At 71.3% G+C, this 22887-nt stretch carries 19 protein-coding genes; 6 read left to right on the top strand and 13 right to left on the bottom strand.

Annotated features, from left to right (window positions below; genetic code table 11):
- Positions 1 to 7 precede the first annotated feature (7 nt).
- The 3 genes from B072_RS0123115 to B072_RS0123105 are packed head-to-tail and all read left to right on the top strand — an operon-like array spanning position 8 to position 1800.
- On the top strand, positions 8 to 586 hold the full coding sequence (locus B072_RS0123115; RefSeq protein ID WP_018532357.1) for a DUF6529 family protein: 579 nt from the start codon (positions 8 to 10) through the stop codon (positions 584 to 586).
- On the top strand, positions 583 to 1089 hold the full coding sequence (locus tag B072_RS0123110; protein ID WP_018532356.1) for a Rieske (2Fe-2S) protein: 507 nt from the start codon (positions 583 to 585) through the stop codon (positions 1087 to 1089). Before B072_RS0123115 ends, B072_RS0123110 begins: the two co-directional genes overlap by 4 nt.
- A 21-nt stretch (positions 1090 to 1110) precedes the next feature.
- Positions 1111 to 1800: a DNA polymerase beta superfamily protein gene (locus tag B072_RS0123105; RefSeq protein ID WP_018532355.1), complete on the top strand. Its 690-nt coding sequence runs from the start codon at positions 1111 to 1113 to the stop codon at positions 1798 to 1800.
- 106 nt (positions 1801 to 1906) lie between these two features.
- On the opposite strand, the gene B072_RS0123100 is transcribed toward B072_RS0123105, so the two are convergent.
- From B072_RS0123100 to B072_RS0123050, 11 genes are all read right to left on the bottom strand, one after another.
- Positions 1907 to 2905, bottom strand: coding sequence for an ADP-ribosylglycohydrolase family protein (locus tag B072_RS0123100; protein WP_018532354.1), 999 nt, complete (start codon positions 2903 to 2905; stop codon positions 1907 to 1909).
- A complete protein-coding gene (locus B072_RS0123095) occupies positions 2902 to 3663 on the bottom strand; it encodes an NUDIX hydrolase (protein ID WP_018532353.1) in 762 nt (253 codons plus the stop codon). The genes B072_RS0123100 and B072_RS0123095 overlap by 4 nt, the downstream gene beginning before the upstream one ends.
- A gap of 114 nt (positions 3664 to 3777) precedes the next feature.
- Complete coding sequence (locus B072_RS0123090) at positions 3778 to 4968, bottom strand: pseudouridine synthase (protein ID WP_018532352.1); 1191 nt, start codon at positions 4966 to 4968, stop codon at positions 3778 to 3780.
- A gap of 10 nt (positions 4969 to 4978) precedes the next feature.
- Positions 4979 to 5620: an SMC-Scp complex subunit ScpB gene (gene scpB / locus B072_RS0123085; protein WP_018532351.1), complete on the bottom strand. Its 642-nt coding sequence runs from the start codon at positions 5618 to 5620 to the stop codon at positions 4979 to 4981.
- Complete coding sequence (locus tag B072_RS0123080) at positions 5617 to 6591, bottom strand: segregation/condensation protein A (RefSeq protein WP_018532350.1); 975 nt, start codon at positions 6589 to 6591, stop codon at positions 5617 to 5619. Before B072_RS0123080 ends, scpB begins: the two co-directional genes overlap by 4 nt.
- Positions 6592 to 6845: 254 nt before the next feature.
- The gene (locus tag B072_RS0123075) at positions 6846 to 7439 is read right to left on the bottom strand and encodes a hypothetical protein (RefSeq protein ID WP_078506553.1); all 594 of its coding nucleotides are present in this window, start codon (positions 7437 to 7439) and stop codon (positions 6846 to 6848) included.
- Positions 7424 to 8614, bottom strand: coding sequence for a ParA family protein (locus tag B072_RS0123070; RefSeq protein ID WP_078506552.1), 1191 nt, complete (start codon positions 8612 to 8614; stop codon positions 7424 to 7426). The genes B072_RS0123075 and B072_RS0123070 overlap by 16 nt, the downstream gene beginning before the upstream one ends.
- A gap of 351 nt (positions 8615 to 8965) precedes the next feature.
- Positions 8966 to 10081 carry an alanine dehydrogenase gene (gene ald / locus B072_RS0123065; RefSeq protein ID WP_018532347.1) on the bottom strand — a complete coding sequence of 372 codons (1116 nt, stop codon included), beginning with the start codon at positions 10079 to 10081 and terminating at the stop codon, positions 8966 to 8968.
- Positions 10082 to 10226: 145 nt separating this feature from the next.
- Complete coding sequence (locus tag B072_RS0123060; RefSeq protein WP_078506551.1) at positions 10227 to 12326, bottom strand: tetratricopeptide repeat protein; 2100 nt, start codon at positions 12324 to 12326, stop codon at positions 10227 to 10229.
- A 262-nt stretch (positions 12327 to 12588) separates the two neighbouring features.
- Positions 12589 to 13218, bottom strand: coding sequence for an NUDIX domain-containing protein (locus tag B072_RS0123055; RefSeq protein ID WP_018532345.1), 630 nt, complete (start codon positions 13216 to 13218; stop codon positions 12589 to 12591).
- Positions 13219 to 13321: 103 nt separating this feature from the next.
- The gene (locus B072_RS0123050; protein ID WP_018532344.1) at positions 13322 to 15004 is read right to left on the bottom strand and encodes a CTP synthase; all 1683 of its coding nucleotides are present in this window, start codon (positions 15002 to 15004) and stop codon (positions 13322 to 13324) included.
- 588 nt (positions 15005 to 15592) lie between these two features.
- On the opposite strand from B072_RS0123050, the gene B072_RS0123045 reads away from it, so the two are divergent.
- Both B072_RS0123045 and B072_RS0123040 read left to right on the top strand, forming a co-directional pair.
- Positions 15593 to 17395 (top strand): glycoside hydrolase family 15 protein, encoded by a 1803-nt coding sequence (locus B072_RS0123045; protein ID WP_026246192.1) that lies wholly within the window; start codon positions 15593 to 15595, stop codon positions 17393 to 17395.
- Positions 17395 to 18177: a hypothetical protein gene (locus tag B072_RS0123040; protein WP_018532342.1), complete on the top strand. Its 783-nt coding sequence runs from the start codon at positions 17395 to 17397 to the stop codon at positions 18175 to 18177. The genes B072_RS0123045 and B072_RS0123040 overlap by 1 nt, the downstream gene beginning before the upstream one ends.
- On the opposite strand, the gene B072_RS43885 is transcribed toward B072_RS0123040, so the two are convergent.
- Complete coding sequence (locus tag B072_RS43885; RefSeq protein ID WP_051127274.1) at positions 18101 to 19627, bottom strand: APC family permease; 1527 nt, start codon at positions 19625 to 19627, stop codon at positions 18101 to 18103. The two genes, B072_RS0123040 and B072_RS43885, sit on opposite strands and share 77 nt — an antisense overlap.
- A gap of 223 nt (positions 19628 to 19850) precedes the next feature.
- On the opposite strand from B072_RS43885, the gene B072_RS0123030 reads away from it, so the two are divergent.
- Positions 19851 to 21518, top strand: coding sequence for a PucR family transcriptional regulator (locus B072_RS0123030; RefSeq protein WP_018532340.1), 1668 nt, complete (start codon positions 19851 to 19853; stop codon positions 21516 to 21518).
- Positions 21519 to 21530: 12 nt separating this feature from the next.
- Here B072_RS0123030 and B072_RS0123025 read toward each other — a convergent pair whose 3' ends face one another.
- Positions 21531 to 22661, bottom strand: a complete 1131-nt coding sequence (locus B072_RS0123025) for a glycosyltransferase family 4 protein (RefSeq protein WP_018532339.1) — start codon at positions 22659 to 22661, stop codon at positions 21531 to 21533.
- Positions 22662 to 22887: the final 226 nt, after the last annotated feature.

Raw genomic sequence — 22887 nt, 5'->3', positions numbered from 1 at the left:
GCGCAGCATGACCGCCGACCCGAACGCCCCCACCCAGAGCTTCCCGAGCCCCGACCACCGCCGACCCGGCCCGGCCCGCTACCTGGTGCCCGCGGTCGTGGCGGCCGCGGTGGCCGTGGCCCTCGGCGCGTACGGGAAGGTCCACGACCCGGAGGGCACGGCGTTCAACCTGGCCGGGTTCTCCAGCACGAGCGCGGTGAAGTCGTGGCTGGCGACGGTGGCGTTCGGCTTCGCGCTCGTCCAGGTCGTCTCCGCCTTCATGGTCTACGGGAAGCTGCGCGGCCCTTCCTGGGCGCCGGCCCTGCACCGCTGGTCGGGCCGGATCGCGTTCCTGGTGGCCGTCCCCGTGGCGGTGCACTGCCTCTACGCGCTCGGCTATCAGTCGTACTCGACCCGGGTGATGTGGCACTCGTTCCTGGGCTGCTTCTTCTTCGGGGCGTTCAGCGCCAAGATGCTGCTGCTCAGGGCGGAACGGCTGCCGGGCTGGCTGCTCCCGGTGGTCGGCGGCCTCGCCTTCGCCGTCCTCACGCTGCTGTGGCTGACGTCGGCGCTGTGGTTCTTCCGGACGGTGGGGGTGACGGCATGAGCCGGAGCGACGACAGGAACCGTGGGGCCGCCGCCTCCCGCAGGAGTGTCCTCGTCGCGGGCGCGGCGGCGCTCGCGGCCGGATGCAGCAAGTACGGCGACGAGGGCGGGGGCGGCGACGACACCAGTCGGCCGGCGTCGTCCGGGGCCCCGCCGTCGACGGCGGGCACGGCATCGGGCACAGGATCGGGCGCGGCGTCTCCCCCGCCGCCCGCGGCGGACGAGTTGGCGAAGACCTCGGACATCCCGGTCGGCGGCGGCAAGATCTTCGCCGACGAGAAGGTCGTGGTCACGCAGCCCAAGCAGGGCGACTTCAAGGCGTTCTCGGCGGTCTGCACCCACCAGGGCTGCACGGTGAACGCCGTCGCGGGCGGCACCATCAACTGTCCCTGCCACGGCTCGAAGTACAAGATCGAGGACGCCTCGGTGGTGGGCGGTCCGGCGCCGCGCCCGCTGGAGCCGCGCCAGATCGAGGTCACCGGAAATTCGATCACGCTCGCCTGACCCGGCACCTACGCTCGGGGCATGCAGCCCGAAACCCTGGTGCGCGACCACACGATCTACGCCTGCGTCATGGGCTCGCGCGCCTTCGGCCTGGCCACGGAGACGAGCGACACGGACCGCCGCGGCGTGTACCTGGCGCCGACCCCGCTGTTCTGGGGCTTCACCAAGCCGCCGACGCACGTCGAGGGCCCGGCCGACGAACAGTTCTCGTGGGAACTGGAACGCTTCTGCGCACTGGCTCTGCGGGCCAACCCCAACATCCTGGAGTGCCTCCACTCCCCGCTGGTCGAGCACGTCACCCCGCTCGGCGAGGAACTCCGCTCCCTGCGCGGGGCGTTCCTCTCGCGGCAGGCGCACGAGACGTTCACCCGGTACGCGGCGGGCCAGCACAAGAAGCTGGAGGCCGACGTCCGTGTCCACGGCGCCCCGCGCTGGAAGCACGCGATGCACCTGCTGCGCCTGCTGATGTCCTGCCGCGACCTGCTCCGCACGGGCGAGCTGACGATCGACGTGGGCGAGGCCCGCGACTCGCTGCTGGCGGTGAAGCGCGGCGAGGTGCCGTGGCCGGAGGTGGACCGCCGGATGACGCTGCTGGCGGAGGAGGCGGAGAAGGCGCTCCTCCACACCCCGCTCCCGGCGGAACCGGACCGGGACCGGATCGAGTCCTTCCTGATCACCGCCCGCCGCACGTCGGCCCTGACTGCCTGTTGAGTGTCCCCCGCCTCGGGCCATCTGCCGCCGGGGGCGGCAGGGTGGGCGCGCGAGGTGGCATCCCGGCGCGGGGCGAGCGCTCAACCGGCCCCCGCCCCGTCCGCCGTCACACCCCCGCGTCCCACCCGCCCCCGAGGCCGACCAACGCGTCCCGGTGCTCGACCCGCTCGACCCACGCCTCGGGCCAGGCATCGCCGCCCAGATGAGCCCCGGCGAACGCCCCGGCCAACGCCGCGATCGAGTCCGAGTCCCCCGACGTGCAGGCGGCCCGCCGCAGCGCGAGCACCGGCTCGTCGACGAACATCAGGAAGCACGACAGCCCGGTGGCGAACGCTTCCTCGGCGACCCACCCCGCCCCGGTGGCGAGGCACGGATCGACCTCGGGGTTGGCGTCGCGCAGCGCCGCCTCCAGCCGCTCCAGCACGCCGAGGCAGTCGTCCCACCCGCGCGCGATGAAGTGTTCGGGCCCCGGATCCTGCGAGCGCCGCCACAGATCCCCGAGCCAGCGCTCGTGGTACCGGGTGCGGTTCTCGAGCGCGTACGACCGCAGCCGCCCCACGAGCCCGGTGGGCTCGACCCCCTGTGCGAGCAGGTGCACGGCGCGCGCGGTCAGGTCGCTCGCGGCGAGACCGGTCGGATGCCCGTGCGTCAGCGCGGCCTGCAGCTGGGCGGCCCCGGCCCGCTGCTCGTCGTCGAGCCCCGGCAGGAGCCCGAGCGGCGAGACCCGCATGTTGGCGCCGCACCCCTTGGAGTGGATCTGGCTGGCGTCGCGCCAGTCGCGGCGCGGGTCCTCCAGAAGCTCGCAGGCGCGCAGGCAGGTGTTGCCGGGCGCGCGGTTGTTGTCGGGCGACCGGTTCCAGGCGATGAACTCGCGCCGCAGCTCGTCGGCGTACCGCGCCGGGGAACCGGGAGTCCCGGCCCGCGCCACGGCCAGCGCCATCTGTGTGTCGTCGGTGATCCAGGCGACGGGACCGGGCAGCTCCATCTCCCGCCACGGCCCGCACTTCGCCAGGATCGCCGGTACGTCGTTGAACTCGGTCGGGAACCCGAGCGCGTCCCCGAGGGCGAGGCCGAGCAGGGATCCGGTCGCGGCACGCTTGATCATGAGGAGACACCCTTCTTCGCGTCGGGCACGGGCTCCGGCGAAGGCCGCAGCAACGGCGGATGGAGCGTTCCGGCGCCACCGGCCCGGTAGAGCGCTGCGGGCTTGCCGCGGCCGCCGGTGAGGCGCGAGGCGCCGGGGATCTGCTCGACGAACCCGGGGGTGGCGAGCACCTTGCGCCGGAAGTTCGCAGGGTCGAGCTCGGTCCCCCACACCACCTCGTAGACCTGCCGCAGCTCGCCGAGCGTGAACTCGGGCGGGCAGAACGCGGTGGCCAGGCAGGTGTACTCCAGCTTGCCGCCGATCCGCTCGTGGGCGTCGGCGAGGATCCGGTCGTGGTCGAAGGCGAGCGGCCCGTACGCGCCGCCGGCCCCCTCCTCGTACGGCAGCCAGGCGGCGCGCGCCGCGTCTCCCCCGCCCCGGGCCTGCGGCGCGTCCGGCACGAGCGCGGCGAAGGCGACGGAGACGACCCGCATCCGGGGGTCGCGGTCCGGCTCGCTGTAGGTGCGCAGCTGCTCCAGGTGCAGCCCGGCGACGTCGTCCAGGCCGGTCTCCTCGGCGAGCTCGCGCCGCGCCGCGTCCTCGGCGGCCTCGTCGGGCTCCAGGAACCCGCCGGGCAGCGCCCAGCGCCCCGCGTACGGCTCCTGGCCGCGCTCGACGAGCAGGATGTGCAGCCGTCCGGACCTCAGCGTGAAGACGGCGAGATCGACGGTGACGGCGAACGGTTCGTAGGCGTACTTGTCGTAGCCCTGCACGGACATGCGACAGCCCCCTCCCTTATTGGTCTCACCGACTCTAAAGGGAGGGGGCCGCACACGACAAGCGATTCAGCGGATCTCCGGGCCCACCGGCCCGGGATCTCCTGAGCTACCGGCCTAGAGGTCGACTTCCTTCATCAGCATGCCGACCTCGGTGTTCGACAGGCGTCGCAGCCAGCCGGACTTCTGGTCGCCGAGCGTGATCGGCCCGAAGGCCACCCGCACCAGCTTGTCGACCGGGAACCCGGCCTCGGCCAGCATCCGCCGCACGATGTGCTTGCGGCCCTCGTGCAGGGTCACCTCGACCAGGTAGTTCTTGCCGGTCTGCTCGACGACGCGGAAGTGGTCCGCCTTCGCGTACCCGTCCTCCAACTGGATGCCGTCCTTGAGCTGCTTGCCCAGGTCACGCGGGATCGGACCCACGATGTGCGCGAGGTAGACCTTCTTCACGCCGTACTTGGGGTGCGTGAGGCGGTGCGCCAGCTCGCCGTGGTTGGTGAGCAGGATGACGCCCTCGGTCTCGGTGTCGAGCCGGCCCACGTGGAACAGCCGCGTCTCACGGTTGTTCGTGTAGTCCCCGAGGCACTGCCGGCCCTCGTTGTCCTCCATGGTGGAGACGACACCGGCCGGCTTGTTCAGGACGAAGAACTGGTACGACTGCGTGGCCACGGTCAGACCGTCGACCTTGATGACGTCCTTCTCCGTGTCGACGCGCAGGCCCTGCTCGAGCACGATCTCGCCGTTGACCTCGACACGGGCCTCGTCGACCAGCTCCTCGCACGCACGGCGCGAGCCGTAACCGGCCCGGGCCAGCACCTTCTGCAGCCGCTCGCCCTCCTGCTCGGCGCCGGGGAAGGTCTTGGGGAGGTTCACCTTCGGCTTGCCCGCATACCGCTCGCGGTTGCGCTCCTCGGCCCGCGCCTCGTACTCGCGCGAGGTCGCCGGGACCCAGCGCCCACGGCCAGGCGCGGACTGCTGCCCGCGCTTGGGGCCGCCCTTGGCACCGCCACGCGCCGAGGCGCCACGGCCCGACTTGGGGCCGTCCTGCGTGCCGCCGGGGCCCACGTCGTAACGCCGCTCCTCCGGACGCGGCTTCTTCGGGCGGCTGCCGGCCGGCTTGTCGTCACGCCGGTCGTCACGCCGGTCGTCACGCCGGTCGTCACGCCGGTCGTCACGCCTGTCATCGCGGTTGTTGCCGGCGCCGCGGTAGTTACCGCGGCCGCCGCCACTCCCGCCGCGGCCGCCGCTGTTGCCACCACGGCTCCCGCCGTTGTTTCCGCTGCTGTTCCTGCCGCTGCTGCTTCGCATCAAATTTCCGTTAGTCGGCTGTGTGCTCGGTGTACTCGGCACCCGGCGCATCGGGCGCGTCCGGGTCGAACGACGGAACCCCTTCCAACGTGTCCGCCTCGATCGCGTCCGCCTCGGGGAGGAAGGGCGCGAGTTCCGGCAGCTCGTCCAGGCCGCGCAGGCCCATCCGCTCCAGAAAGTAGTTCGTCGTCCTGTACAGGATCGCACCTGTTTCGGGTTCCGCGCCCGCCTCCTCCACCAGCCCCCGCTGCAACAGGGTCCGCATGACCCCGTCACAGTTCACTCCGCGCACGGCGGAGACCCGGGAACGGCTGACCGGCTGGCGGTACGCGACCACGGCGAGCGTCTCCAGAGCGGCCTGCGTCAACCGGGCGACCTGCCCGTCGAGCACGAAGCCCTCCACGGCGGCGGCGTACTCGGGCCGCGTGTAGAACCGCCACCCGCCGGCCACGAGCCGCAGCTCGAAGCCGCGCCCCTGCACCGCGTACTCGTCGGCCAGCTCGCGCAGAGCGTCGGCGACGGCCCGCCGGGGGCGCTGCAGGATCTTGGCGAGGTGCTCCTCGGTGGCCGGCTCGTCGACGACCATGAGCACGGCTTCGAGGGCGGGCTTGAGGTCCAGCGCCGCGACCTCGCTCTCGGTCTGCACGCTCATCGCGCTCTCTCCTTGTCGTCGGCGTCGGCGTCGGTGCTCACGGATCCATCGGCCACGGGTATGTCGGCCAAGGATCGGTCGGCGACGGGCTCGTCGGTCACGGGCTCGGGGGCCCGGTCGAACTCATCGGTCACCACGGGCTCGCCCCCGCCCTCGCCGCCGGTCCACCGCACGAGCAGCTCCCCCAGCGCGGTCTCCTGATCCAGCGCGACGGCCTTCTCGCGGTACAGCTCAAGCAGCGCGAGGAACCGCGCGACGACGGTGAGCGTGTCCTCCGTGTCGGCGATCAGCTCCCGGAAACTGGCCTCGCCCACCTCGCGCAGCCGCGCGACGACCACACCCGCCTGTTCCTGCACGCTGACCAGCGGCGCGTGGATGTGCTCGATGTACACCTGCGGCTTGGGCCTGGGCTGCATCGCCTTCACCGCGAGCTTGGCGAACCCCTCCGCGCCGATGCTGATGACGACGTCGGGCAGCAGCTCGGCGTAGTGCGGTTCGAGTCCCACGGTCCGCGGATACCGCCGCGCCTCGTCCTCGAGCCGCCGGCTGAAGATGTCGGCGATCTGCTTGTACGCGCGATACTGCAGCAGCCGCGCGAACAGCAGGTCCCGCGCCTCCAGGAGCGCGAGATCGGCCTCGTCCTCCACCTCGGCGGCGGGCAACAGCCGGGCGGCCTTCAGATCGAGCAGGGTGGCGGCGACGACGAGGAACTCGGTCGTCTGGTCCAGGTCCCAGTCGGGCCCCATGGCGCGGATGTACGCCATGAACTCATCGGTGACCTTGGACAGCGCGACCTCGGTGACATCGAGCTTGTGCTTCGAGATCAGCTGCAGCAGCAGATCGAAGGGCCCTTCGAAGTTGGCCAGCCGAACCCTGAACCTGCCGTCATCGGCTTCCTCGACGGGCTCACCGCCCCCGGCCTCCGCCTCAGGCAGTCCACCGTCACCGGCCCCGTCGCCATCGGACCCCACCGCTTCGAACGATCCGCCACCACCGGCTCCAACACCGCCTGCGTCGCCATCGGACCCCACCGCCTGGGGCAATCCGCCGCCTGGGGCGGCAGGGTGGGCAAGGCGGCCCCCGTCGCCGGGCGCCTGCTCATCGGGGTCGGGGGAAGACTCCGGCTCCGGCGGAGCGGCAAGCGCCCCGCGACCCAGCACACGCCGACGACCGCCCCGGTCAGGCGAAAGGGAGGAGGCATCGTTCACAGGCACAATGCCGGAGGCTACCGCCCGCGCAGCCTGCGAACGAGAATGCTCGCGTCGCCGCGCGACTCCAGGTCGGCCAGGACCACGGCGACGGCCTCCCGCACGATCCGCCCCCGGTCCACGGCGAGCCCGTGCTCCCCGCGGAGCACCAGACGCGCGTGCTCCAGGTCCATCAGCTCCTCGGCGGAGACGTACACGGTGATCTTCTCGTCGTGCCGCTCACGCCCGCTGGGCCGCCGGTTGGCGGCGCGGGCACGCCGGCGCGCGGGAGCCGTGCCACGGCCACCACCGCTGCCAGAACCTTCCTGCGCACCACTCGAAGAGCGCCGCGCGGTCTTCTCGGCCGCCTCCGTGGCGGCGGCCCGGCCGCGCGACCCGGAGTCCGACTCCGCGTCCGCGGCGGCGTGTTCGGCCGACGGGGCCTCGCCCTCGCCCTCCTCGGTCGTGACGGCGGCGGACGACACGGCGGCCGCCTCGTCGCTCTCACCCGCGGGCCCGGGGACCCGTGCCTCACCGTTCGCCGCGCGCCTGGGCGACGACGCCTGCAGTGCCATTCCCCCGGTCGTGCGGAACAGTTCGTCGGCCCCCGGCAGACTCACTCGGCGTGACACCGGGCGAGCACCTCCCTGGCGAGCTGGCGATAGGCGGCGGCACCCACGGAGTTGGACGCGTACGTGGTGATCGGCTCGCCCGCGACCGTGGTCTCCGGGAAGCGGACGGTCCGGCCGATCACCGTGTGGTAGACGTGATCGTCGAACGCCTCGACCACGCGCGCGAGCACCTCACGGCTGTGCACCGTGCGCGAGTCGTACATCGTGGCGAGGATGCCGTCGAGCTCCAGCTCCGGGTTGAGCCGCTCCTGGACCTTCTCGATGGTCTCGGTCAGCAGGGCCACACCACGCAGCGCGAAGAACTCGCACTCCAGCGGGACGATGACCTTGTGAGCGGCCGTCAGGGCGTTCACGGTCAGCAGACCGAGCGAGGGCTGACAGTCGATGACGATGTAGTCGTAGTCGTCCATCAGCGGCTTGAGCGCCCGCTGCAGCGTGGACTCGCGCGCGACCTCGCTCACCAACTGCACTTCGGCAGCGGAGAGGTCGATGTTGCTGGGCAGCAGGTCCATGTTCGGAACAGCCGTCTTCAGCAGCACCTCGTCCGCGGACATCCCCCGCTCCATGAGCAGGTTGTAGACCGTGAGGTCGAGTTCCATGGGGTTCACGCCGAGTCCGACCGACAGGGCACCCTGCGGGTCGAAGTCGACGAGCAGGACCCGGCGACCGTATTCGGCGAGCGCGGCACCCAGGTTGATGGTCGACGTCGTCTTGCCGACGCCGCCCTTCTGGTTGCACATCGCGATGATCTTCGCCGGACCGTGGTCGGTCAGCGGTCCTGGGATCGGGAAGTACGGGAGCGGACGTCCGGTCGGACCGACGCGCTCGCGGCGCTGCCGTGCAGCGTCGGGGGCGAGCGTGGCCGCGTACTCGGGGTCGGGCTCGTACTCGGCGTCTGGGTCGTAGAAGTGTCCCTCGGGGGACAGTTCGTCGTAGTCGGCGAAGTGGCTGTGTGTGTCGCCGCTTCGGTCGCCGGCCATGGCGTTCACGTGATGGCCATCCATGCTCTGGTGTGCTGTCTGCGTCGGCGTCTGCTGGGGGCTCCGGGAGGTGCCCTGGTAGCCGCTCTGGCGGGCCGCGAAGGTACGTACAGCGACGGAGCCGACAGCTTGAAGCCCCGCGGGTCCTTGTCCGCCTGGCTGGCCACCTCCGGGAGTAAATGTCGACTCATTCACAAGTCGTCTTACCTCCTTGGATGTGACCAGGAACATTTATCGATAGGTCAGCGTGGCACCATGCCGACGGTTGGCGACTCTATGGCGTGTCACCACTCCGCAGCAACACAATCCGCCGGACCCGGCACGTTGTGTCGGCACTTCAGCGACAAAGGAACACCCTCATGTCAAGGGCGTGCGGCGGTTCTTCGGCTGGTTTCGCGGGGGCGCGAATCGGTTAAAGGGTTACGTTCAAGGCGAGTTGACCATGTCCGGACCCATGCCACGCGAATACACGTACGGCCGGACCCCTCACAAGGTCCGGCCGCAGGCGTGAGATTGACGACTTTCGTTGACGAAGTCGACTTGGCGTCAGCCGAGCAGGGTCTCCAGCTCGAGGTGCTCCAGGCCGTGCGCCTCGGCGACTTCCTTGTAAACGACCTTGCCGTCATGGGTGTTGAGACCCAGGGCGAGCGCCGGGTCGCGGCGCAGGGCCTCGACCCAGCCGCGGTTGGCGAGTTCGACGATGTACGGCAGCGTCGCGTTGGTCAGCGCGTACGTCGACGTGTTGGGCACGGCGCCGGGCATGTTGGCGACGCAGTAGAAGACCGAGTTGTGGACCGGGAAGGTCGGCTCGGCGTGCGTGGTCGGGTGCGAGTCCTCGAAGCAGCCGCCCTGGTCGATCGCGATGTCGACAAGGACACTTCCGGGCTTCATGCGCGACACGAGCTCGTTGGTGACCAGCTTCGGAGCCTTGGCGCCGGGGATCAGGACGGCACCGATGACGAGGTCGGCGTCGAGGCACGCCTTCTCGAGCTCGAAGGCGTTGGAGACGACGGTCTGGATCTTCGTGCCGAAGATCTTGTCGGCTTCCTTGAGCTTGTTGATGTCCTTGTCGAGCAGGGTCACGTGGAAGCCCATGCCGATGGCGATCTGCGCGGCGTTCCAGCCGGAGACGCCGCCGCCGATGACGACGGCCTTGCCGGCGGCCACGCCCGGGACACCGCCCGGCAGCACGCCGCGGCCGCCGTTGGCGGCCATCAGCTGGTAGGCGCCGACCTGCGGGGCGAGCCGGCCCGCGACCTCGGACATCGGGGCGAGCAGCGGCAGCGCGCGGTTCGCGGTCTCGACCGTCTCGTACGCGATGGCGGTCGTGCCCGACTCCAGGAGCGCGTCGGTGCACTCCTTGGAGGCCGCGAGGTGCAGGTAGGTGAAGAGCGTCTGGTCCTTGCGGAGGCGGTGGTACTCCTCGGCGATCGGCTCCTTGACCTTCAGGAGCAGGTCGGCGGTGGCCCAGACCTCGTCGGCGGTGCCGAGGATCTGCGCACCGGCGGAGACGTACTCGGCGTCCGTGATCGACGAACCCACGCCGGCGTTCTGCTCGACGAAGACCTGGTGGCCGTGGCGCACGAGCTCGTGCACACCGGCGGGGGTGATGGCCACCCGGAACTCGTTGTTCTTGACCTCGCGGGGGATGCCGACCTTCATCGTCGATCACGGTCCTTGGCTCAGGGGATATCTCGGGCAATGCACTACATACCAGTGCGCAGACAGGCGCACCGGGAGACGCCACGGAAGGACGCGGCGGAGCCAGTCTAATGAAGGTTTTCTTGCTGTCTAGCCTTTCGATGCATCAATCTTCTGCGGATGCACTACGGATTTCGCAGGTGTTAGCGGCTTGTTCCGAAGGTTTTGCTTCCGCGGGCCCGCCAGAGCCGCCACCAGGCATCTCCTCTCCCAGCATGCGCTCGGCGGCACCCCTGTGCAGCTTGGCCGCGGCGGGGTCGCCGAGCCGCTCCAGGGTGTCCGCGAGCCGCAGCTGGAGCGCCGCCTGCAGCCGTACGTCCTTGGCCTGACGCGCCCACTCGACGGCCTCCTGACAGGTGTACAGCGAGTCCTCGGGCCGTCCGGCGTACTCCTGCACCCGTGCCAGCTCACTCAACGCCCTTGCCTGCGCCGGGACATCGCCCTCCTTGCGGTACCCGGCGACGGCGGAGCGCCAGCCGCGCAGCGCGTCGCCGTAGCGGCCCGCGTACGTGTGCGCCGTGGCGATACGTCCATGGAGGCGCGCGACGTCCGCCCGCTCGCCCCGGGTGAGCCGCTGGGCGAGGGCGCGGCCGTACCAGTCGACGGCCCGCTGCCAGTCCCCCAGCTCCTGGTAGGCGCCGCCTACGGATTCCATCGCGCGACCGGTCGCATACGGGTCACCGGCCGCCCGTCCGGCGTCCAGCGCGGCCCGGTAGCGGGCGAGAGCGTCGTGCGTCCGTCCGGTACGCGCGTCCAGATCGGCGAGATTGAGCAGCGCGGCGGCCTTCTCGCGCGGCAGGTCGCGCCGCTCGGCGACGTCGAGGACGAGCCGGTGGATGCCGTAGAGCTCGGCGGCGGCGTCCTCGGGCCCGCGATGAGCGACGAGCGCGCGCACCAGAGCGGCCATCAACCGCCGCGCCAGGGTGTCCAACTCCCCGTCCGCCACGGCCAGCCGGGCCGCGGCGAGCAGCGCGGGCTGCCGTACGCCCAGCCACTCCGCGGCCGCCTCCGGGTCCGCGAACCGCAGGGCGCTGGGCAGCCCCGCGAGCTTCTTGCGGGCCGGGGAGCCGTCCGGCTCGGTGACCGCGCGGCAGGACGTGAGCAGCCGCACGGTCCGCTCCAGCATGCGGGCGCGGGCCAGCTGCACCTCGGCGGGCCGGTCCAGGGTCTCGGTGAGCCCGCGCAGCAGCGGCGTCAGACAGCCCGGCACCTCGTACTGCGGCAGCTCCGAGTCGACGCCCCGCACGAGCCCGAGCGTCACGAAGTCGTCGAGGGTGGTGCGGGCGGCGGAGACGGAGCAGCCCGCGAGCGCGGAGGCGGTGTGCGGGTCGACGTACCCCTCGGGGGCGAGGCTCAGGTATCGCAGTATCCGGGCGGCCGGTGCCGGCAAGGACGCGTAGGCGTGCTGGAAGACCCGGGCGAGGGCGGGCCCCTCCCGCTCCAGGGCGTGCAGCTGCTTGGCCAGATCGGCCACCGACTCCTTGGGCCGTACGGCGAGCCAGCCGCCCGCGATCTCCAGTGCGGCGGGTTCGGCGCCGCACTCCTCCACCAGCGACTCGGCGGAACGTGGATCGCAGGTGATGCGGACCGACCCGGTGTGCCGGGTCAGCAGCTCGACCGCGGACTTGGTGTCGAGCCCGCCGAGCGTGCAGGGCCGTACGTCCGGGATGCCGGTCAGCGGGCCCTCGGCGACGGCGACGACCAGGCAGTCCGGGGTCTGCGGCAGCAGCTCGTCCACCTGCTCGGCGCTCTTGGCGTCGTCGAGCAGCAGCACGACCCGGCGCACGGAGAGCCCTTCGCGCAGCCGCTCCGCGAGATCGTCGGCCGACTCGCCCGGCGGTGCGGGCAGTTCGAGGTCGTTCAGCAGGTCACGGGCGACGCGTTCGGTCGGCACCGGGGTCCGGTCGGGCGCGGTGAGTCGGGCCCGCAGCACCCCGTCCGGGTACTGGTCGGCGACCTGGTCGAGCAGTTCCTCGGCGAGTGCGGTGCGGCCGGTGCCGGGGCGGCCCGCGATGAGCAGCACTCTGGCCCTGGGCGCCTTCTTCCCCGACAGGGTGTCGAGTCCCGCGCGCTCGATGTCGGCGCGCAGGTCCTTCAACTCGCGCCTGCGCCCGAGAAACTGAGTGGCTGTCATTTCCTGGCCACGGCGGGTGCGGCGCCGCTTGCGGGTCCGCCCCGAGGACTCCTCGACCGCCTGATTCGTCACGGGCCACGCTCCGTCTCACCGATCCCCTCCGGGGGTCGGCAGGGGCGATCCCGAGCCTAGTTCAGGGGGTACGTCCCCCCTGGGCGAGCAGCGCGGCCAGGTCCCCCGATCGGATCAGCGGATGGTCTGACCGGGGCCGCATTCGTGTGTCGCGGTCGCGCCCCTGAAGCTGCGCGCAGCGCGTGCTTCAGGGGCGCGGGGAACCGCGCGAGAAGCCCCACCGGGCCGCACCCGCGAACGAAAGGGCAACCAGCAACGGCGCCTAGGCCTCGAACGGCCGAGCCGGCCACGGCGCCTCGGCAGGACGCAGCGCCTCGACCCCGCCGGAGGCAAGCGCCGCGCTCAGCGACAGCACACCGACCACGAGGCAGTTGTTGTGCAGCTCACCGGCGAGCACACCCCGCACCAGCTCCGCGAGAGGCACCCGCGCGAACTCCATGTCCGCCTCTTCGTCCTCCACCTCGAACCGCTCACCGTCGGCCTCGGACAGATCACGGGCCAAAAAGATCCGCACGGCCTCGGAGCAGCCGCCCGGCGTCGTGTACACATCGGTCAGCACGCGCCAGTCCTCGGCCTTGACGTGCGCCTCCTCGTACAGCTCCCGCTGCGCCGCGTGCAGCGGGTTCTCGCCGGGGATATCGAGGAGCCCGGCCGGGATCTCCCAGAGCTTCATGCCGACGGGGTGCCGGTACTGCTTCAGGAGCAGCACCCGCCCCTGGTCGTCGAGGGCGACCACGGCCACGGAACCGGGGTGCACCTGGTAGTCGCGCCGCACGACCGTACCGTCCGGCATGACGACGTCGTCCGTACGCACCGAGGTCTTGTTCCCGACGAACGGGGTCTCGGTCGCCCGGACCTCCCACTCCTCGGCAGTGTCCTTGATCGTCGTCATGTCGAGACGTCCTCCCACGCGCGCGCTGAGCACAAAAGAAACCGGGGCACGTGCCGCATTTGGCACGCACCCCGGTAACCGTACATCGCTTGTGTTACAAGCCTTACTTGGCCTTCTTGCCCTCGGCAGGGGCCGCGGCTGCGGCGACCTTGCGCTCGACGGCGGCCTTCACCAGACCGGCGAAGAGCGGGTGCGGACGCGTCGGGCGCGAGCGCAGCTCCGGGTGGGCCTGGGTGGCGACCAGGTACGGGTGGATCTCGCGCGGGTACTCGACGTACTCGACGAGCTTGCCGTCCGGGGAGAGGCCGGAGAACTGCAGACCGGCCTTCTTCTCGAGCTCGGCGCGGTACGCGTTGTTCACCTCGTAGCGGTGACGGTGGCGCTCCTCGACGTACTCCTTGCCGTCGTACACCTCGCGCACGATGGAGCCCTCGCCGAGCTTGGCCGGGTACATGCCCAGGCGCATGGTGCCGCCCATGTCGCCCTCACCGGCGACGATGTCGAGCTGCTCGGCCATGGTGGAGATGACCGGGTGGGCGGTGCCGGCGTCGAACTCGGTGGAGTTGGCGTCCGGGATGCCGGCCAGGTTCCGCGCGGCCTCGATCACCGTGCACTGCAGGCCCAGGCAGAGGCCGAGCAGCGGGATCTTGTTCTCACGGGCGAACTGGATCGCGCCGACCTTGCCGGACACACCGCGGTCGCCGAAGCCGCCGGGGATGCAGATCGCGTCGGCGTCGCCGAGCTGCTTCTTGGCGCCGGCCGGCGTCTTGCAGTCGTCCGACGTGACCCACTTGATCTTGACGCGGGCCTTGTTGGCGAAGCCGCCGGCGCGCAGCGCCTCGGTCACCGACAGGTAGGCGTCGGGCAGGTCGATGTACTTGCCGACCAGGGCCATGACGATCTCGTGGTCGGGGTTGTGGACGCGGTCGAGCAGGTCGTCCCAGGTCGTCCAGTCCACGTCGCGGAACGGCAGGTCCAGCTTGCGGACGACATACGCGTCCAGGCCCTCGCTGTGCACGACCTTCGGGATGTCGTAGATCGAGCGCGCGTCGGGGCAGGCCACGACGGCGTCCTCGTCCACGTCGCACATCAGGCTGATCTTGCGCTTGATGGCGGTCGGGACCTCGCGGTCGCAGCGCAGCACGATGGCGTCCGGCTGAATGCCGATGTTGCGCAGGGCGGCAACGGAGTGCTGGGTGGGCTTGGTCTTCAGCTCGCCGGAGGGGCCGATGTAGGGCAGCAGAGAGATGTGGACCACGAACACGTTGTCGCGGCCGACCTCGTGGCGGACCTGGCGGACGGTCTCCAGGAACGGCAGGGACTCGATGTCGCCGACGGTGCCGCCGACCTCGGTGATGACAACGTCCACCTCGTCCGTCGCCATACGGCGGATGCGGTGCTTGATCTCGTTCGTGATGTGCGGGATGACCTGGACGGTGTCGCCGAGGTACTCGCCGCGCCGCTCCTTGGCGATGACCTGCGAGTAGACCTGGCCGGTCGTGACGTTGGCCGAGCCGTCGAGGTCGACGTCGAGGAAACGCTCGTAGTGGCCGATGTCCAGGTCGGTCTCGGCGCCGTCGTTCGTGACGAACACCTCACCGTGCTGGAAGGGGTTCATCGTGCCGGGGTCGACGTTCAGGTACGGGTCGAGCTTCTGCATGACGACCCGGAGGCCCCGTGCCTTGAGCAGCATCCCGAGGCTGGAGGCGGTGAGGCCCTTGCCGAGGGAGGAGGCGACACCCCCGGTGACGAAGATGTGCTTGGTCGTCGTGGATTTGGGCGTCATGGCCAAGAGGGGGCTCCCGTGGTCGCGGTCTGGGGTGCGTACCGGCGTGCTCTCCAGAGTCCTTGCGGGTCTTTCCGGGGAGGCGCCGTCGCTGCGGTTCGGGGGTTCTAGGACCACCGGCTCACGGGCTACCAGGGTATCAGCGCATCGGGGAGGCTGCTTCCGGCCACGCTCCGCACACGCGTCGCCACAGGGGTGGACGGAAGCATTCCGCCATCACCCCCTGCTCACCCGTTCGGCCCAGACGCGTTGTCGTGAGCGGCACGCAGATCACTTGAGCGCGTCGTATCCTGCTCGGACACTCGGCTGGCGAGTCACCCAGGAAAACGGCACCACAACGGCAACACCCCCGTCCGTTCGCGACCGTTCACCGGAACACGAAGTCCGTTCGCCGGTGCCTCCACCGGAACAACCGGCTCGTCAGTTCGTTTGACAACGACGTATCAGGACGACGTATCAAGGCGTTTCGTTGACCATCGCTTGACGTTGTTGACGATTGTTAGTTGACCGTGAAGACCGCAGAGCGCATGCCCCTCGCAGCACTGTCGCACCGCAGGGGTGTACGTGGCCGTTCGACTGGAGATGCACGTGGCCGGGCGCATCGAGGATTACGCACTCATCGGGGACATGCAGACCGCCGCACTGGTCTGCCGGGACGGCACAGTGGACTGGCTGTGCCTGCCCCGCTTCGACTCGCATGCCATTTTCGCCGGGCTGCTCGGCACCGAGGACCATGGGTTCTGGCGCCTGGGGCCCGCGCATGCGGCCGACGCCGAACCACCGGCGGCGACGCGGCGCACGTACCGCGGTGACTCGCTCATCCTCGAGTCGGAGTGGGAGACGCCGCGCGGCACGGTCCGGGTCACGGACTTCATGCCGCCGCGCGACGGCGCACCCCAGCTGACCCGGATCGTGGAGGGCGTCAGCGGGCGCGTCCCGATGCGCTCGGTGCTGCGGATGCGCTTCTCGTACGGGCGGATCACCCCGTGGGTCCACAAGGTGGACGGACGTACCGTCGCGGTGGCCGGGCCGGACTCGGTCTGGCTGGATTCCGACGCCGAGACGTACGGCAAGAACCTGACGACGTACTCGGACTTCACCGTGGCCCCCGGTGACCGCATCGCCTTCACCATCCAGTGGCAGCCCTCGCACAAGGAGCAGCCGCCCCTGCCGGATCCCGAGGGGTCCCTGGTGGCGACGGAGCAGTTCTGGCGGGAGTGGGTGGAGCACTGTACGTACCACGGGCCCTACCGGGAGGCCGTGGTCCGCTCCCTGATCACGCTGAAGGCGCTGACGTACGCGCCGACCGGCGGCATCGTGGCGGCGCCCACCACCTCGCTGCCGGAGGAGATCGGCGGCGTACGGAACTGGGACTACCGCTACACCTGGCTGCGGGACGCGGCCATCACCCTGTCGTCGCTGCTGCGCACCGGGTACCGGGAAGAGGCGCGGGCCTGGCGCGAGTGGCTGCTGCGGGCCGTGGCGGGAGACCCGGAGAACCTGCAGATCATGTACGGCATCGCGGGTGAGCGGGAGTTGGGCGAGGCCGAGCTCGACTGGCTTCCGGGGTACGAGAATTCGGCCCCGGTCCGGGTAGGGAACGGCGCGGCGCACCAGCTTCAGCTCGACGTGTACGGCGAGGTGACGGAGGCCCTGCACCTGGCGCACATGACCGGCCTCGCGCGGAACGACTACGCGTCGCTGCTCCAGCTCAAGCTCATCCGCTACCTCGAGGGCCACTGGGACGAGCCGGACGAGGGCATCTGGGAGGTGCGCGGTCCGCGCCGGCACTTCGTGCACTCGAAGGTCATGGCGTGGGTCGCGGTCGACCGGACCATCAAGCTCATCGAGTCGGGCGACGCGGACGGTCCGTTGGAGAAGTGGCGCGAGCTGCGCGACGACATCCACCGGGACGTGTGCGAGCGGGGATACGACAAGGAACGCAACACCTTCACGCAGTCGTACGGCAGCAAGGAGCTGGACGCCTCGCTGCTGCTGATCCCCCAGATGGGGTTCCTGCCGCCGGACGACAAGCGCGTCATCGGGACCATCGAGGCGATCCAGCGGGAACTGTCGACCTCGGACGGCTTCATCCTGCGCTACCCGACCGACGGCGACAACGCCGGCGTGGACGGCCTCCCCGGTGACGAAGGGGCGTTCCTCGCCTGCTCGTTCTGGATGGCGGACGACCTCGCGATGATCGGCCGGGTCGACGAGGCCCGCAAGCTCTTCGAGAAGCTGCTGGCGCTGCGCAACGACCTCGGGCTGCTCGCCGAGGAGTGGGACCCGCGGTTGCAGCGCCAGGTGGGCAACTTCCCGCAGGCGTTCAGCCACGTCCCCTTGATCGACACGGCCCTGCGGCTGACCTCTTCGGGGGCGTACGGGGGCTGATGGAGGCTGCCCGCCGCGGTGCCGTCCTGCGGCTCCTGCTCGACCGCGCCGAATCCGACGGCGCGGTCACCGGGGCCGCGCTCACGGGGTCGGGGGCCACGGGCGCGGACGACCGCTGGTCCGACATCGACCTGGTGCTCGGGGTACGGGAAGCGGCTCTCCCGGACGTCAGGGAGCGCTGGACTCTGTGGCTGTACGAGGAGTTCGGCGCCCTGCACCACTGGGATCTGGGCGCCACCGTCCGGGTCTTCCTGCTGCCCGGACCGCTGGAGGTGGACCTCACCTTCGCCCCGGAGTCTCAGTTCGGTCCGCGCGGGCCGCAGTGGCGCACCGTCTTCGGCACGGCCGCCGACCTGCCGCCGTTCGCGGAGCCCGATCCGAACGTACTGGCCGGGCTCGGCTGGCACCATGCCCTGCACGCCCGGGTCTGTGTCGAGCGCGGGCGGTGGTGGCAGGCCGAGCACTGGATCGGCGCCCTGCGCGAGCACCTGATCACGCTGGCCTGCCTCCGGCTCGGCCTGCCCACCGCGTACACCAAGGGCGCGCATCTGCTGCCCGACGCGATCACCGGCCCGCTGGAGGCGACGCTCGTACGGTCGCTGACCGAGGACGAGTTGCGGCGGGCCCTCGCGGTGGCCCGCGGGCTGTTCCTGGCCGAGTTGGAACGTGGAGATCCCGGGCCGGCGGCTCGGCTCCGTCCGGCACTCACCCCGCCCGGGCGACGACCTCCTGCTGGGCCTCCGTGCGCTCCGCCGAGTCCTCCAGCACGATCCGGCCGATGACCTCGTAGCGGTGCGGGTGGCGGCGTTTGACGTACAGGCCGAGGGCCAGGCCGCCGAAGAAGACGAGGCCCACGGTCCACGGGATCGCCTTGAAGAAGAGGGAGTCGGCGGCCGTGCCCGCGGCCGTGTCCATGTTCAGGACCAGCAGGACGACCACGGCGATCATGCCGATGCCGCCGAGGAGCGGGGCGACCAGGGTCCTGAACCAGTGCCGGTCCTCGGGGTGGTGGTGGCGGAAGTAGCCGATGACCGCGAACGAGCACAGGGTCTGGACGATGAGGATCGCCATCGTGCCGAGGATCGCGAGCAGCGTGTACAGGTGGATGTACGGGTCCTGGCCGGTGAGCCAGAACGCGGCCACGATGGCGACCGCGATCGCCGACTGGGCGAAGGACGCGATGTACGGGGAGCCGTGCCGCGGGTGCGTGCGGCCGAGCGCCGGGGAGAGGAAGCCCTCGCGGCCGATCGCGTAGAGGTAGCGGGACGCGCACTGGTGGAAGGCCATGCCGCACGCGAACGACCCCGTGATCAGCAGCCATTGGAAGGCGTCGACCGCCCAGGCGCCGATGAACGTGTGCGCCGGGTCGAAGAAGAGGTCCAGCGGGCTGGTGCCGGAGGAGACCTTCACCGAGCCGGCGAGGCCGTTGCCCGCGATCGTCATCCAGGAGACGTAGATGTAGAAGAGGCCGACGCCGACCACCGAGATCAGTGTGGCGCGCGGGATGACGCGCTTGGGGTCGCGGGACTCCTCCCCGTACATGGCCGTCGACTCGAATCCGACCCAGGACCAGAACGCGAAGAAGAGGCCGAGGCCGGCGGACGTGCCCGTGAAGGCGTTCTTCGGGTTGATGGGTTCCACGGGGATGCCGTCCGGGCCGCCGCCGTGGATCAGGACCGCCGTCGCCACCGCGAACAGCACCGCTATCTCGGCGATCAGCATGACGCCGAGCGCCTTCGCGGTGAGGTTGATGTCGAAGTAGGAGAGGACCGCGGTGACGGTGAGCATCAGCGCCGCGTAGACGACCCAGGGGATGTCCCGGCCGAGCTGGTCGTGGACCGTGGTCTGCGCGAAGTAGGAGAAGACGCCGACGATGGACGCCTCGAAGACGACGTAGGCGAGGACGGCGAGCAGGCCGGAGGCGAGTCCCGCGATGCGGCCGAGGCCGTGCGAGATGTAGCCGTAGAAGGCGCCGGCCGCCGTGATGCGCTTGGCCATCGCGACGTAGCCGACGGAGAAGACGGTCAGGACGAGCGTCGCGAAGAGGTAGCCGGCGGGCGCGCCGGTGCCGTTGCCGAAGCCGACCGCGATGGGCAGGTTGCCGGTCATGGCGGTGATCGGGGCGGCCGTGGCGACGGCCATGAAGACCACGCCGACGAGCCCGACCGAGTTCGCTTTGAGGCGCTGCACCTGAGGTGCACCCGCCGTGCCCTGCTCCACTTTCTCTGACATTTCCGTGCCTCTCTGGGGGCCGTCGCTACGAAATCCGTAGATCAGTAGGGGTGGTGCGTGCGAAAGCGTCAGTCTGGCCGGATGGTGACGTACGCCACAACAGACACGCGGTCGTGCAATTGCGGGCCCGGCGCGACGAGTTGTCGGGGCATCGGGGCCGGTGGTCCCTCCCGTAACCGGCCGGAGATGTTCCCGGAACCCGCACGCCGGTACCGTCCGCATCATGGACAGCACCTCCCCCGAGTCCCCCTCCCCGTACTCCTCTCCTTCCTCGCCCAGCGGCATCACCGTGCAGCGCGCGCTGGAGCTGCCCGGGCTGCGCAGCGGGCTGCCCGAGGTGATCGCGGGCGGGGACCGGCTGCAGCGGACGGTGCGCTGGGTGCACGCGGGCGAGGTGCCGAACATCGCGTCGCTGCTCAAGGGCGGCGAGCTGCTGCTGACCACCGGGTTCGGGCTCGGCACACGCCCCGCCGAACAGCGGGCGTTCGTGCGCAAGCTGGCCGAGCGGGGCATCGCGGCGCTGGTGATCGAGCTGGGGCAGCGGTTCGCGCGGCTGCCCGCGGCGCTGGTGGAGACGGCGCGGGCGGCGGGCCTGCCCCTGGTGCAGCTGCACCGCGAGGTCCCCTTCGTGACCGTGACCGAGGAGATCCACACCGAGATCGTCAACGGGCACTACGCCTTGCTGCAGCGCGCCGAGGAGGTCCACAGACGCTGCACGAACGCACTGCTCGGCGGCGGCGGAGTCCCCCAGGTCCTGCGCATCCTGGCCGAGTTCAGCGGCAACCCGGTGTTCCTGGAGACCGTCGACGGACAGCTGTTGTACGCGGCCGGGGCCGAAGCCGACATCACCGATCCGCTCCAGGTGTGGGAGGGCATGCGCGGCACGCACAAGGACGAGCCGCCGGGCGGCGCCGTGCTGGTGGACGTGCCGGGCGGCGGGCCCGGGGCGGGGTCCGTGCGGGCCCGCCTGGTGATCCTGCCGGTGTCCTCGGCGCTCGCCCCCGTGCACCGGATCGCCGCCGAGCGGGCCGCCGGGTCGCTCGCCGTCGTCCTCATGCAGGCGCGGCAGGAGGAGGAGCTGGCGGCGCGCGGGCGCGGCGACTTCCTCACGGATCTCGCCGAGGGGCGGATCGCGCCGGACGACGCCCCGGCGCAGGCCCGCGTCCTGGGCTTCAGACCGGCCGGGCAGGGGCCGCTGCTGCCCGTGGTGATGCGGCTGCCGGAGACCTCCATGAGCCTGTCGCCGGGCGGCGGCTGGGCGGTACTCGCGCGGGCCGTGTCGGAGGAGCTGGCGTCGGTCGGCGTGCCCGTGCTGCTGGGCGTGCGCCCGGTCGAGGGCCGGGTTCCCCTTCTGCTCGGCCTGCGCTCGGAGCCGGAGCGCACGGCGGTCGCGGACCGGGTCGCGGCGGCGCTGCGGGCGGGCGTGGAGCGGGCCGGGATGCAGCGCGCGGGCGCGCGGCCGCCGGTGGTCGTGGTCGGCGGCGCGGGCGGCTGGGCGGCGGCCGCCGCGGGGCTGCGGCACGCCGCGGAGACGGCGACGGCAGCGCAGGGCCTGGACGACCGCCCGTGGTTCGACGCGCGGCGCCTCGACATCGACCTGCTGCTGTGGCGGCTGCGCGAGCATCCGGACCTGGCGGCGTTCGTGGAGCGGGCGATCGGCCCGCTCCAGGACCACGACAAGCGCTCCAAGCCGCCGCTGCTGCCCACGCTCCAGACGTACCTGGCGCACGCGGGCCGCAAGGCGGAGACGGCCCGCGAGCTGCACCTGAACCGGCAGACGCTCTACAACCGCCTCGCCCGGATAGGGGAGTTGCTGGGCACCGATCTGGACGACCCGCAGACGGTCCTGGCGCTCAGCCTGGCCCTGCGGGCACGGCGGCACGTGCCGTGACGGTTCAGAGGTTCAGAACGTGCCCGTCAACTCGTCGTACACACTGAGGACTTGAGCCACGGTCGCGTCCTCGGTCGGCCAGGACGCGGCCTGCGCGGCGCCCGCCTCGGCGAGTTCGCTTCGCCGCGCCGGGTCGTCGAGGAGCCGCTCGATCGCGTGGGCCAGCGCGGGCGCGTCCCCGTACGGCACCAACTCGGCCGCTTCGCCCACGAGTTCGGGGATGCCGCCGACGTCCGTCGCCACGAGCGGTACGCGGGCGTGCAGCGCCTCCTGGGCGAGCAGGGAGCGGGACTCCCAACTACTGGGCAGGACCGCGATGTCGGCGGCGTGCAGCAGGTCGGCGACGTCGTCGCGGCGGCCCGCGAGGCGGACCGGCAGCCCCTCGTTCTCGATGCGGCGCTGCAGCGCGGCCCGCTGCGGCCCCTCCCCCGCGACGACGAGCAGCGGCACGGGGTCCAGGTCCAGCCAGGCGTGCGCGGCGTCGAGCAGTACGTCGTAGCCGCGGTGCCGCTCCAGGGTGCCGACGGCCATCAGCAACGGCCGCCCCACGGCGCCGAGTTCGGCCCGCGTCTTGTTGCGGGCCCGGTCGGCGTCCTCCTCGCCGACGTCCACGCGGCGCGGCGGCGGGAAGGAGACGGCGGCCAGCCGGGCGTCCCTGGCCCCGCGGGAGCGGGCCCGGTCGACCAGGTCGGAGGACGTGCCGAGGACGACGGACGCGGCCCGGGCCACCCGGCGCTCCAGGATCCGCAGCAGATGGGCACGGGCCCCTTCCGCGTACGACCGGGTGTGCCAGGTGACGACGAGCGGGACGCGGCGGCCGCTGAGCGCGAGGGAGGCGCGTAGCGCGGCGTGCAGTCCGTGCGCGTGCACCAGGTCGGCGTCGGCGCAGGCCACGCGGAGCGCGGCGACGGACGCCGGGTCGCTGCTGCGCGGCACCGGCAGATGGTGGGCGCCGACCTCGCTGAACCCGTACGCGCGCTCGGCCTCGGACGGTGCGCAGACCGTGACGCGCACCCCGCGGGCCACCAAGCCGGCGGTCAGGGAACGGACATGGGCGCTGCTGCCCGCACTGCCGCCGCCCAGCACTTGCACGGTGCGCAGCGGCGACTGTCCGTGCGCGGTGTGGCTGCTCACGTGGCTCACGTGGCCGGGCTCCTGGTCGATAGGTCGTGCGGGGTTCGGTCCGTGCGACGGGCGCGGTGGGCCCGTGGGTACAGGTATCTCGTGTCTCGTAGGTAACAGGTATACGGAGGGTGCGGGTCTGGGGTACGTATGCCGTCGGGGCCAAGGATGCCAGCCCGCACGGACGTTCCGGCACCGGTCACCGTCCCCCACCGCGCGGCCACGGGCAACACGACGCACCGGATCA

Origin of the sequence: Streptomyces sp. HmicA12, assembly GCF_000373565.1 — a bacterium.
In the GTDB taxonomy this organism is placed as follows: Bacteria; Actinomycetota; Actinomycetes; order Streptomycetales; family Streptomycetaceae; genus Streptomyces.
Note: the sequence above shows the minus strand (reverse complement) of the source record. Positions and strands in the feature narration are given on the sequence as shown.